Annotated in this window: 7 protein-coding genes, 1 tRNA gene and 1 pseudogene; 3 read left to right on the top strand and 6 right to left on the bottom strand. The window is 58.5% G+C overall.

Features of this window, described 5'->3' with window-relative positions:
* Window positions 1-248: 248 nt before the first annotated feature.
* The gene (gene lldD, locus C8K66_RS08710; protein WP_046382592.1) at window positions 249-1,391 is read right to left on the bottom strand and encodes an FMN-dependent L-lactate dehydrogenase LldD; all 1,143 of its coding nucleotides are present in this window, start codon (window positions 1,389-1,391) and stop codon (window positions 249-251) included.
* 101 nt (window positions 1,392-1,492) lie between these two features.
* Between lldD and C8K66_RS08705 the strand changes: the two genes are divergently transcribed.
* Both C8K66_RS08705 and C8K66_RS08700 read left to right on the top strand, forming a co-directional pair.
* On the top strand, window positions 1,493-2,377 hold the full coding sequence (locus C8K66_RS08705; RefSeq protein WP_046382593.1) for a LysR family transcriptional regulator: 885 nt from the start codon (window positions 1,493-1,495) through the stop codon (window positions 2,375-2,377).
* 83 nt (window positions 2,378-2,460) lie between these two features.
* A tRNA-Asn gene (locus C8K66_RS08700) sits at window positions 2,461-2,536 on the top strand.
* 488 nt (window positions 2,537-3,024) lie between these two features.
* On the opposite strand, the gene C8K66_RS08690 is transcribed toward C8K66_RS08700, so the two are convergent.
* From C8K66_RS08690 to C8K66_RS08680, 3 genes are all read right to left on the bottom strand, one after another.
* Window positions 3,025-6,111 carry an efflux RND transporter permease subunit gene (locus tag C8K66_RS08690; RefSeq protein WP_057005945.1) on the bottom strand — a complete coding sequence of 1,029 codons (3,087 nt, stop codon included), beginning with the start codon at window positions 6,109-6,111 and terminating at the stop codon, window positions 3,025-3,027.
* Window positions 6,108-7,229 carry an efflux RND transporter periplasmic adaptor subunit gene (locus tag C8K66_RS08685; protein WP_108524647.1) on the bottom strand — a complete coding sequence of 374 codons (1,122 nt, stop codon included), beginning with the start codon at window positions 7,227-7,229 and terminating at the stop codon, window positions 6,108-6,110. The genes C8K66_RS08690 and C8K66_RS08685 overlap by 4 nt, the downstream gene beginning before the upstream one ends.
* A 177-nt stretch (window positions 7,230-7,406) precedes the next feature.
* Entirely contained in the window at window positions 7,407-8,027 is a 621-nt protein-coding gene (locus tag C8K66_RS08680) for a TetR/AcrR family transcriptional regulator (protein WP_108524645.1), read from the bottom strand.
* A gap of 87 nt (window positions 8,028-8,114) precedes the next feature.
* On the opposite strand from C8K66_RS08680, the gene C8K66_RS08675 reads away from it, so the two are divergent.
* A complete protein-coding gene (locus tag C8K66_RS08675; RefSeq protein ID WP_108524643.1) occupies window positions 8,115-9,632 on the top strand; it encodes an efflux transporter outer membrane subunit in 1,518 nt (505 codons plus the stop codon).
* A gap of 435 nt (window positions 9,633-10,067) precedes the next feature.
* Here the strand turns inward: C8K66_RS08675 and C8K66_RS08670 are convergent, their stop codons facing one another.
* Window positions 10,068-10,820: an SDR family NAD(P)-dependent oxidoreductase gene (locus C8K66_RS08670; protein WP_017845883.1), complete on the bottom strand. Its 753-nt coding sequence runs from the start codon at window positions 10,818-10,820 to the stop codon at window positions 10,068-10,070.
* Between the two features lie 22 nt (window positions 10,821-10,842).
* A pseudogene (locus C8K66_RS08665) lies at window positions 10,843-11,629 on the bottom strand (sulfite exporter TauE/SafE family protein).
* Window positions 11,630-11,991: the final 362 nt, after the last annotated feature.

The following is an 11,991-nucleotide window of genomic DNA, read 5'->3' as shown; positions in this document are numbered from 1 at the left end:
GCCAAGCGTCTTACTGTTCCTTCAGTTCCGTAAAACATTGGAAACAGTTTAAACCGCTTTGCCAGGGGTTATAACCCTTGGGCACTGCCACACGTCTTGTCATCGCTTAACCTGCTTGAAAGGGCTAGAGCGAGATTCATGCCACTTTGTTTTATTTTGAATAAAATCCTTATAAATCAAAGGCTGTTTATGGGGTCAAAAACAGCCATGGCGAAAGGATGTCAGTTATTTGGCAGGTGACGGCGGTTTTACCCGCCGTACTGAACCAGCGTGGTGGCGTCGATCTGCTCGATCGACGTCACGCCGGTCAGCGTCATGGCCACACGCATTTCCTTGGCGAAGATATCCAACAGGTTTTCCACCCCGTGCTGGCCATCGGCGGCCAACGCATAGGCGGTCGAACGTCCCAACAGGCATGCCTTGGCGCCCAGGGCGAGCATGCGTACCACGTCGAGCCCGGAGCGGATGCCGGAGTCCACCAGCACCGTCAGGTCATCGCCGACTGCCTGGGCAATGGGCGGCAGTGCCTTGGCGGTGGAGAGCACGCCGTCCAACTGGCGGCCGCCATGGTTGGAGACCACGATGCCATCGGCGCCGAAGCTCACTGCGTCCTTGGCGTCCTGCGGGTCGAGGATGCCCTTGATGATCATCGGGCCTTTCCAGAACTCGCGTATCCACTCCAAGTCTTTCCAACTGATCGACGGGTCGAAGTTGTTGGCCAGCCAACCGACGTAATCTTCGAGGGTGGTGGGCTTGCCCAGGTACTTGGAGATATTGCCCAGGTCGTGCGGGCGGCCCAGCACGCCGACATCCCAGGCCCATTGTGGCTTGGTGACGGCCTGCAGCATCCGGCGCGCCGAGGCATACGGCCCGGACATGCCCGAGTGTGCATCACGGTAACGCGCGCCCGGCGTCGGCATATCGACGGTGAACACCAGCGTCGTCACCCCGGCGGCCTGCGCCCGTTCCAGCGCGTTACGCATAAAGCCGCGGTCCTTGAGCACATAGAGCTGGAACCAGATCGACTGCGCGCTTTGCGACGCCACTTCCTCGATCGAACACACCGACACCGTCGACAGACAGAAGGGAATCCCCTTGTTGGCCGCCGCCTTGGCCGCCTGCACCTCGCCGCGCCGCGCGTACATACCGGTCAAGCCAACGGGGCTGAGGATGATCGGCATGGCATGTTCCTGACCGAACAGCGTGGTCTTCAAGCTCAGGCTATCCACGTTGCGCAGAATGCGTTGGCGCAGGCTGATCTCGGCCAGGTCCGAACTGTTGGCACGCATCGTGTGTTCGGCGTAGGCGCCACCGTCGATGTAGTCGAACAGGAAGCGCGGCAGCTTGCGCTTGGCGGCGGCACGGTAATCGGATGCCGACGAAATGATCATGAGCAGTGACTCCACAGGGCAAAGGGGGGTTACGGTAAGCAAACTTCTGGCATGATAAAAACAACTTTTATCGCTAGTGCCCAGTCGCAAAAGGAATACCGATGAACCTGAGAACACTGCGTGTCTTCGTTGAGGTGGTGCGCCAAGGCGGGTTTTCCCAGGCGGCGCAGGTGGTGTCGCTGACCCAGTCGACGGTGAGCAAGGCCGTCAAGACCCTGGAAGAAGAACTGGGCGCGCCGCTGCTTAATCGTCTTGGGCATAAGAACGAACTTACCGCCGCAGGCGAAATTGCCTACCGCCGCGCCCTGGTGCTGCTCGCCGAGCGCAGCGATCTGGTCGCCGAGATCAACGACCTGCGCGACCTCAAGCGCGGCGTGCTGCGCATCGGCCTGCCGCCGGTGGGATGCGGCGTGTTGTTCGCGTCTATGTTCGCCACCTACCGCAACCGCTACCCGGACATCGATATCGAACTCACCGAGCACGGCAGCAAAAAACTGCACGAATGCCTGGAAGCCGGGGAGGTCGACCTGGCGGCCCTGTTGCTGCCGGTAGACGATGGCTTCGACTACCAGCCCGTGCGCAATGAGCCGCTGATGGCCGTGCTGCCCATGAGCCATGCGCTCGCGCGGCGCAAGCGCATCGACTTCACCGACCTCGCGGATTCACCGTTCATCCTGTTCGAAGCCGGTTTTGCCCTGAACGCATTAATCCTCGCCGCCTGCGAACGCAAGGGCGTGACGCCCCGCGTCACCGCCCGTAGTGGGCAGATCGACTTCATCGTCGACCTGGTGGCGGCAGGGCTGGGCGTCGCCTTCCTGCCACGCATGCTCGCGCACAAGCACCAGCACGCCGGCATCGCCCTGATCCCCTTGGACGAACCCCACACCGACTGGCACATCGCCCTGGCCTGGCGCGCCAGCGCCCACCTGCCACCCGCAGCGCGCGCCTGGCTGGACCTGGCCAAGGAAATGGCCCACGCAGGGTAAAAGCCGAACGGGTTATCCGATTGCGTTCGGCAATGCCAGGTAGTGCTTGACTTGTCCTTTTTAATCAGTAACATACGGTGAATTCCGCGATAGCTCAGTTGGTAGAGCAAATGACTGTTAATCATTGGGTCCCTGGTTCGAGTCCAGGTCGTGGAGCCAGACAAGGTTTCAGAGAAAGCTTTTAAAATCTCTGAGCACCCCGAAAAACCCGCCTTCTGGCGGGTTTTTTCGTTTTGGCGTTCTGTCGGACCCCGGTGGGTGCCAGCCATTTCAAGGGTAGAACCCTTATCGCGCTTGCCTGAATTGCAGGAACGGATCGACACCTATAAAGGCCGCGCGCTTACTCGGCTGACGGTCTTGCTGTCGCTGCACGTGTTTGTACGCTCCAGCGAGCTGCGCTTCTGATTTTCATCGGTGGATAATTTCATCCGCAGCCGCAGAACGCCCAACAATTCGAGCCTTGAGCCGAATTCTCCCCAGGCGTAGAAAAGGTCGGGCAGAGCGCTGTCGTTGACAGCAACCCCGGTAGCCAGAACCTTTAAGGCTACGCCACACCGTGGTGGTTCTCCCAAAGTTTGATTAGCGTCCGGCGGCTCGCACGGTCACAGCGATGCAGATGATGGTGCCGCAGCCCAGGCTCGCAGGTATCAAGCAACATGAGTGTTCGCTGCAAGCTCATGCGCGGGCTCAGGCTTGATCTTGAACCAGAGGGTGTACATCGCTGGCAGGAACACCAAGGTCAGTACTGTGCCGGCAAACGTACCGCCAATCAGGGTGTACGCCAGCGTTCCCCAGAACACCGAATGGGTCAGCGGAATGAACGCCAGCATCGCCGCCAACGCCGTGAGAATTACTGGCCGTGCACGCTGCACAGTGGCTTCGACCACTGCGTCATAAGGCGACAGACCGGCTTGCTTATTAGAGTGGATCTGGCCAATGAGGATCAGCGTGTTGCGCATCAGAATCCCTGACAAGGCAATCAATCCCACCAAGGCGTTGATCCCGAACGGCTGCTGGAACAACAGCAGAATTGGCACCACACCAATCAGGCCCAAAGGCGCGGTGGCGAACACCATCATCATTGCCGACATCGAGCGCACCTGAATGATGATGGTCAGCAACATCAGCGCAATCATGATCGGGAACAACGGCAGCAATGCCTTGTTCGCTTTACCCGACTCTTCGATCGAGCCGGCAAACTCAATGCGGTAGCCCGCCGGCAGTTTTTCGATGATGGGCTGCAGCTGCGTTATCAAGGCGTTGGAGACATCGGGAGGCTGAAGACCTTCAGCCACGTCACCGCGCACGGTGATGGTCGGCGTCCGATCGCGCCGCCGCAGGATGGGCTCCTCCATGTGCACATCTACCGCTCCTACCTGGGACAGCGACACGCGCTGGCCTTGGGCGCCGGTCAGCGTGAAGGCGGCAATTTTCGATGGATCAAGACGCGTCTCACCAGCGGAGCGAGCGACCACCTGAACCGAACGAATGTCCTCACGCACCTCGGTGACAGGCACCCCCGTGAGCAGAAATTGCAGCTGTTGCGCGACATCGGTCGAGGTCAAGCCGAATGCTTGCAGGCGATCCTGATCCAGCGTGAGATGAAGTGCCGGCACGCGCTCGCCCAAGTCGGTGTTGACGGTCCTCATCATGGGGCTGGCGGTCATGACCTCACGCACCTGCGCGGCGATATCCCGCAACACTGCGGGGTCGGCGCCCATCACCCGAAAGGCCACCGGATACGGTGAGTAAGGACCGAATACCAACTGCGTCACCCGCACGCGGGCTTCGGGCGCCAAACCATCGGTCGTGGCTTGCCTGAGCCGAATCTTGAGCGCTTCACGCTCTTGCTGATTCGCCGTCAGGACGACGATTTTTGCGAAGGATGGATCGGGTAGCTCAGGGGCCATCGCCAAATAGAAGCGCGGCGCGCCCTGGCCAATGTAGGCGGTGACGATCTTGGCTTCCGGCTGCTGAGTCAACCACGCCTCGACCTTGGCCGCCGCCATATCAGTCTGTTCGATAGAGGTGCCGTAAGGCATCTGCACCTCAACCAGCACCTCAGGTCGGTCGGATGTTGGAAAGAACTGCTTCTTGACCACGCCCATGCCCATAATCGCAACAACAAACAAGCCCACGACGGATGTCGCCACCAGGCCATTGCGGCGGATCACACTGCCCAGCAGGCGCCTGAAACGCTGGTAGTTCGGTGTACCGTAAATCGCCGTATGCCCACCTTCAGGCACCTTGATCTGCGGCAGCAGTTTGACGCCCAGGTAAGGGGTAAACACCACGGCCACCACCCAGGAAGTGATCAGCGCAATGCCAACGATCCAGAACATGTTCGCGGTGTACTCACCAGCGGTCGACTTGGCAAAACCGTTGGGCATAAAGCCGATCGCCGTCACCAACGTCCCCGACAACATCGGCGCGGCCGTGTGGCTCCAGGCATAAGCGGAGGCCTTGATTCGGTCGTAGCCTTCCTCCATCTTCACCACCATCATTTCAATGGCAATGATGGCATCGTCCACCAGCAGTCCCAGCGCCAGAATCAACGAGCCCAGGGTAATTCGATCGAAGTCTTTGCCCGTGGCCGCCATGACAATGAACACGGCCGCCAGGGTCAGCGGCACCGCTGCGGCAACCACAACGCCGACACGCCAGCCCATGCTGAGAAAACACACCAGCAGCACCACGCCCAAGGCAGCAAAAAACTTCACCATGAACTCGTTGACGGATGCATCAATATTCACCGCCTGATCCGTGACCTTGGTCAGGCTCATGCCCAAAGGCATCTGCTCATTGATCGCTGTTGCCTCAGTGTCCAGCGACTTCCCCAAATCCAGGCCGTTCCAGCCATCGCGCATGACCACGCCGAGCAACAGTGCTGGCTCGCCGTTGTTGCGTACCAGGAATGTCGCGGGGTCCTCATAACCGCGCTTGACCTCAGCCACGTCGGACAACTTGAGGGTTCTGCCCTGCACTGTCAGCGGGGTATTGCGAATCTTCTGCAGGTCATCAAACGCGCCATCCAGGCGGATGAAAACCTGGGGCCCCTTCGCTTCTACCGAACCGGCCGGCGTTATCATGTTTTGCGTGTTCAACGCACTGAAGATGTCTCGTGCAGAAATGCCCAGCGTCGCCAGGCGCTCGTAGGACAGCTCGACAAAAACGCGCTCGGCCTGTTCACCGATGATGTTGACCTTCTTCACACCCGCTACATGCAGCAAACGCTGACGCAAGCTCTCGGCTTCGCGCACCAACAGACGTTGCGGCTCGCCCTTGGCCTTGAGCGCATAGAGCGCGAAGGTGACATCGGAATACTCATCATTGACCATCGGGCCGATCACCCCAGACGGCAACCCCTTCTGCTCATCCAGGACTTTCTTGCGCGCCTGGTAAAACTCCTCCTGGACGGCTGAGGGTGGCGTGCTATCGAGCAGATAAACCGTGGTGAATGCCAAGCCGGGCCGGGTAAAGGTCTCGGTCCTATCGTACCAACGCAGTTCCTGCATGCGTTTTTCCAGCTTTTCTACCACCTGGTCCTGCATCTCCTGGGCCGTCGCTCCAGGCCAGGCTGTGACCACCGTCATTTGTTTAATGGTGAATGCCGGGTCTTCCGCACGCCCCAGTTTGAAGAAGGCGTACAACCCACCCACAGAAATCAGCAGGATCAAAAACAGGGTGATTGAGCGCTCGCGTACTGCCAGCGCCGAAAGATTGAAGCCGCTCATCGACTCACCTCAACCACCGTTTTTTGCGTGGCACCGGCAAGTTCAGTCCTGACCTTCTCTCCCTCATTCAATAGGTGTGCACCCAATGCGACGACACGATCACCCACCTGGAGATCACCCGTCACGCGCACACTGGCCTCGTTATTCAAGCTGCGAACCTTGATCGGGCGCCACACCACATGCTCCGGTTCTCCCTCAACCAGCCAGACACCCGGGCCTTTACCCGCGTCGTAGAGGGCCCCCATGGGCACCTGTAATTCCTTGGCATCAGCAACATCCGTGTCAGCGATAGACACTGAGATAGTCGAACCCAGGGTGGCGTTGGAGAGCGCCCCCTCCAGCACATAACGCGCTTCATACGTTCGGGTCTGTTGGTCCGCAGAGTCGGACAGCTGACGTAAATGGGCGCTGCCTGCACGCTGGTTCTGCCCGTAGAGCTCAACCGTCGCCGCCGAGCCCAGCGCAGGACGTAGCGTCTCGGGTAACTGGATCACGGCCTCGCGCTGCCCTGAATGGGCAACGCGTACCACCCTCTGTCCTGCGCCAACTACCTGTCCCGGCTCCGCCAAGGTATCCACTACCACCCCGTCAGCATCCGCCACCAACGTCGAATAACCGGTCGCGTTTTTCGCCACATCAGCCTGAGCCTGGGCAGCGTTTAGCTGAGCTTTCGCCGAGTCGGCAGCCGCTTTGATCCCTGCGTAAGCTGAGGCAGATACCGCACCGACGGACACCAAATCACGGTAGCGAAGCTCATCATCGGAGGCCTGCCGGGCTCGAGCCATAGCGGCCAGCACCGCTTCCTGCTGCGCCCTCGCGGTCAGCGTCAGGTCGTTGGCATCGATACGCATGAGTGGCTGCCCACGTTTGACACTCTGCCCAGAGTCCACCAAGCGCTCCAAGACTTTCCCTGGCACCCGAAAACCGAGATCGCTCTGAACTCGAGCCGCGACGATACCGGTGAATACCCGTGCTGCAGGCGCGGAGGGTTGAACCACGCCGATGCGTACCAAGGGCACTTGAAGGCGAGGATCGGCGGGCGTGGCCTCGTTGCAGGCCGCTAGGGCAAACGGCAACAAGACAATGAAAATGAGTGACATGCGGTGGCGCTGGATCATAAAGACCTCTCGGTAGCGGATGCACCATGCTTATTCAAGTGACCATTTCTGTCAATAGTCACTACCGAGATGAATGAACGTCGCCCACTTGATCAGAGCAAAGCAAAGAGGCTCGATAGCTAGTTTTTTCAGGCGCACACGCTGATACGGATGCGCAGCGCATCCGTCAGCAGAGGTTTAAGGCATCAGGCTGCGCAGAACCAGATTGGAGATGAGAGAAGGGGCTTCTTCAACAAAATCGAGGTTGTACTGCAGTAGCAGAGGATTGATGAAGGGCCGCAGAGCGAGATGAATCGCCTCTACCGTCTCGTCCAGCGGAGTCTTGCGTTCAAACTCGCCGAGCACTCGCCCCTCACGCACGATTTGCAACACGAAGCTCTTGATCCGAGCGTCATAGACTTGTGAGCTGGGCCATCGCTCCGACGCGGAGAACGCTGCGATATCGTAGAGTTTACGGTCGTTAAAGAACAGGCTCACACCTGTAGCGATTAAGGTTTTGACCAGGCGCCGAAAACGTTCGGTCGGCGAGATGCCGTCTACATTGATGGCTTGCTCCACTGCCGTAACGATTTCAGTCAGGCAATTTGTACAGATTGCTTCACCAATCGCCTGCTTGGATTCAAAGAATTTGTAGATGTAAGCCTTGGAAAAGCCGATGGCCTTGGCTAGGTCAGAAACCGTTGTTTTGCCATAACCGTATTGACTGAAATGTTCGTTGGCCGCCGCAACAATCTGGTCTCGAATGTCGTGATCGGCTGGGCCACGGGCGCTGGGCGAAGAAACTGATGGCTGATTCATGCGAGCAGCTTACTCATCCCAACGGTGGTTGACAACTTGTGACTAAATTGTAATATCGTCACAAGTCGACCCTTTCGCAGGTACCCCATGCATCCTCCTCTTCGTTTCGCCGTCTTACTGTGTTTGGGTATGGTTGCAGGTTGCGCAGTGGGCCCCGACTACTCAAAACCCAGTGTGGAATTGCCCGAGCATTTCTCGGCGCAAACGTCCAAGGCACGACAAGTGGACGCCGCAAATGCCGATCTCGCTGCTTGGTGGAATGCATTTAATGACCCGATACTCAGTCAGCTGATAAATCGAGCACTTGAACAGAACCTCGATTTAGCCCAGGCAAGCGCAAGGATCGAGCAGGCTCGCGCCGGTTTGGGCGCAGCTAACGCAGCCCTCCTGCCGTCGGCTACCGTCAACGGTCAAGCGGCCCGAGCCCGTCAGTCATTGGAGACGCCGTTGGGCCAAGTGCTGAATTCAGACCCTTCCTATAATCGCTACGGCAGTGCTTATGAGGCGAACGTGAATGCCGGCTGGGAGCTGGATGTGTTTGGCGGGCTGCGCCGAGGTAAAGAAGCGGCCTTCGCCGATTATCAGGCCTCGCAAGCCGGAGCGATTGCCACACGCCTGGCAGTGGTCGCGCAAACAGCCGACCTTTACATCAGCATCCGTGGCCTGCAAGCACGCCTGGAAATTGCCCGGCGGCAAGTCGACACACGACAACAACTGCTCACCACCATCGAACATCTTTACGCAAAAGGCCTGGCGGCTGAACTGCAGTTGAACCAGGCCCAAGGCGCGCTGAACCAAGCGCAGGCCACCGTGCCGGTACTGCAAGCAGGCATTGACACGGCAATGAATGCGCTGGATGTCATGTTGGGCAAGGCGCCCGGCACTTACAGCGCGCAGTTGACTAAGCTGGCGCCCATCCCTGAGGTGCCAGGCCTCTCGGACATGGGCGCTCCTGCCGACCTGCTGCGTCGGCGTCCAGACTTGATCGTCGCGGAGCGCCGTCTTGCGGCATCCAGCGCGCGTATCGGCGAAGCCATGTCCGAGTACTACCCCAAACTGTCTGTGGCTGCGCTGCTCGGCAGTGCTACATCGGTATCCAGCGCGAACCTGTTCAGCAACGGCGCCAGTCAGGCTTCGGCGGCACAGGGATTACGCTGGCGGCTGTTCGATTTTGGCCGCATCAACGCCCAGATTGATTTGGCAAAGGGCCAGGAAGCCGAAGCCTTGGCCGCTTACCGCCAGTCCGTTCTGCGGGCCTGCGAAGATGTGGAAAGCGCTGTTTCGGCACGGATCAACCGCGAGCAACAATCGACCCAGCTCGCCCAGGGCGAGTCGGCGTATGCGAAAGCCAGAGCGACATCGTTTGCCGCCTATGAAAAAGGCGTGGTCAGCTTGATCGAAGTGCTGGATGCCGATGAGCATCTCCTAGCGGCATCTGATGGCAGAGCCCAGGCACAAACTGAATCGGCTCGCGCTGCAGTGGCCACGTTCAAAGCATTGGGCGGCGGTTGGCAGCGAGATGACTCAGATGCTCGCGTTGTCTCAAAAAGAGCGGAAACTCGAATGTTTTTTTCTGATCCAGGGATATCGAAAGAACTCCAATAAAATACGGGCTGGATCAGGATGATCGTAGGGATGTATAGACTAAAAAACAGAATAATTTCATTGTAGAACAAATGTTTATTTTTCTGTTCGAGTCCAGGTCGTGGAGCCAGATAGAGAAAAGCCTGCAGCGATGCAGGCTTTTTTTGCCTTGGATTTCGCCAGGGCGATCAAAGCGCACAGCGTGAACAGCATGAATGCGTCTCTGATCCTTCGATTCAGAGGTAAGCCCCATGAAAGTCACTGCAGTCGTTTCACTTAGCCACGGCCTAGGTAAAGCTGCATTCACGGGCGACTACCGGAAAGCGAGCAGGGTATTGGCGGTGTCGCGCGGTATCCATAAGACTCCTTCATGGGTAGTGGCGCGTTATAGCAACGCTTGGAACGCTTGGCCCGGCATAAATCCCTGCCCTGGTGCCAGCCACCGGCATGCCCGGGCTACAGGTTGCGGGCGATGTTCAGCGCGGCGTAACTCTGGGCTACCGGCATGATTTCCACCGAGTTGATGTTCACGTGCGGCGGCTGGCCTGCGATCCACACTACTGTGTTGGCCAGATCCTCAGGGCGGATTGCCTCCACGTCGCGGTACAGCGCGTTCACCGCGTCCTGGTCACCGGCCAGGCGTACCAGTGAAAATTCCGTGCCCGAGCACAGCCCCGGCTCGATGTTGCTGACCCGTACCCTGGTGCCTGCGAGGTCTGCGCGCAGGTTCAGGCTGAACTGTTTAACGAAGGCCTTGCTGGCGCCATATACGTTGCCGCCCGGGTAGGGATACGTGCCGGCAATGGAGCCGATGTTGATGATCAGCCCGTTGTTAGCTTCCACCATGGCCGGCAGCAGCTTGTGGGTGACCATGGCCAGGCCGGTGACGTTCGTGGCGATCATGCGTTCCCAGTTCTTGGCATCGGCGCTCTGGGCGCGGTCGATACCCAGTGCCAGGCCGGCGTTGTTCACCAGCAGGTCGATGTGCAGCGACGAGTCGCGAATCGATTCGCAAGCCGCGTCCAGCGAGGCGGCGTCTGTCACGTCCAGGGGCAGGGCAATGAAGTGCTCGCCCAGTTCGCGCTTCAGTTCCGCCAATTTATCTGCGCGGCGGGCGCCGCCGATCACGCGGTAATTGTCAGCGATCAATGCGCGGCAGATGGCCTTGCCGAAGCCAGCCGAAGCGCCGGTCACAAATGCAGTTTTCATCAGGTTCTCCTTGAGGGTTGAATCAAGCCAGGTACTTCACGCCAAGGCTGGCGAACAGGCAAAGCATCGAAAGCACCAGCACCTTGCGCACAACATCGTTGCCTTTACGGATGGCCAGGGCGCTGCCTATGTGGTTGCCCAGGATGTTGCAGGCCACTAGTGGCAGGGCCAGCAGGTACACCACCTTGCCGGCCACAATGAAGGCGACCAGCGCGCCAATGTTGGAGGCGAAGTTGAAGCTTTTCGAGTTGGCCGAGCTGGACACCAGGTCCATCTTCAGCAGGTAGTGGAAGGCGATGATGAACATGCTGCCAGTGCCCGGCCCGAAAAAGCCGTCGTAGAAACCGATGACCAAGCAGGTCAGGGGCACTACGGTGAAGAGCATGCGGTTGCTGAGTGTGTGCTCTTGTACCGGCCGATCCTTGGGCGTGAGAAAGATCAAGATGCCAAGAGGGATAAGCGCCAGGATGATCTTGCCCACGGTTTCCGGGGAAATCGACACGATCAGGTGGGCGCCCATGTAAGCGCCCAGCAGCGCGAACGGCACGCCCACCAGCGCCACTTTCCACACCATCTTGCTGTTGGCGAAGAAGTTGCGGATGGCGGCCAGAGTGCCTAGGGTGCTGACCAGCTTTTCCTGGCCCAGCGCTACCTGCGGCGGCAGCCCCACCAGCAGGAAACCAGGCACTAGGAACAGCCCGCCCCCCCCCGGCAATGCTGTCTACGAAGCCGGCGACAAAAGCGATTGTGCCCAGCAGCATGATGGCCAGTATCCAGTGCTGGGCCCAGAACGATCCGAGTAATTCCATGGTGGTACCTGTTTAGTCAATGTGGCGATCAGGAAAGGACTTCGTAAAGGTGGTCGGCGCGGCTGTGGCGGCGTCGACTGCGGTCTTGAGGTTTGCGCTTTCCATTTCAGGTGAAGTTCCATATTTTGATGTGGATGGGTAAAAAATATTGAATCGATGTAATCATTCTAATTCCTTGAAATAAATCGACTCAATATGTTTTTGATACCTAAATTGACATTGTTTCGCTTGACTGATCATAACCTAATGATTTTATTGATTTTAATTGGAAATAAAATCTGCAGCAGCTGCTGCCGGACTGCACTTTCCCTCCGCTATGGCGCAGATGCTCCGTGCAAAATTCGGTCGCGTTGCCTTGCGGT

The sequence above is a fragment of the Pseudomonas sp. GV105 genome (genome assembly GCF_003058185.1).
Taxonomy (GTDB): Bacteria; Pseudomonadota; Gammaproteobacteria; order Pseudomonadales; family Pseudomonadaceae; genus Aquipseudomonas; species Aquipseudomonas veronii.
This window is presented reverse-complemented; position numbering and strand designations above follow the sequence as displayed.

Coding starts and splice junctions, on each gene's coding strand:
- C8K66_RS08690 (WP_057005945.1), bottom strand. CDS start 6,111: ATGAGCGGCTTCAATCTTTCGGCGCTGGCAGTACGCGAGCGCTCAATC.
- C8K66_RS08675 (WP_108524643.1), top strand. CDS start 8,115: ATGCATCCTCCTCTTCGTTTCGCCGTCTTACTGTGTTTGGGTATGGTT.
- C8K66_RS08685 (WP_108524647.1), bottom strand. CDS start 7,229: ATGATCCAGCGCCACCGCATGTCACTCATTTTCATTGTCTTGTTGCCG.
- C8K66_RS08705 (WP_046382593.1), top strand. CDS start 1,493: ATGAACCTGAGAACACTGCGTGTCTTCGTTGAGGTGGTGCGCCAAGGC.
- C8K66_RS08670 (WP_017845883.1), bottom strand. CDS start 10,820: ATGAAAACTGCATTTGTGACCGGCGCTTCGGCTGGCTTCGGCAAGGCC.
- lldD (WP_046382592.1), bottom strand. CDS start 1,391: ATGATCATTTCGTCGGCATCCGATTACCGTGCCGCCGCCAAGCGCAAG.
- C8K66_RS08680 (WP_108524645.1), bottom strand. CDS start 8,027: ATGAATCAGCCATCAGTTTCTTCGCCCAGCGCCCGTGGCCCAGCCGAT.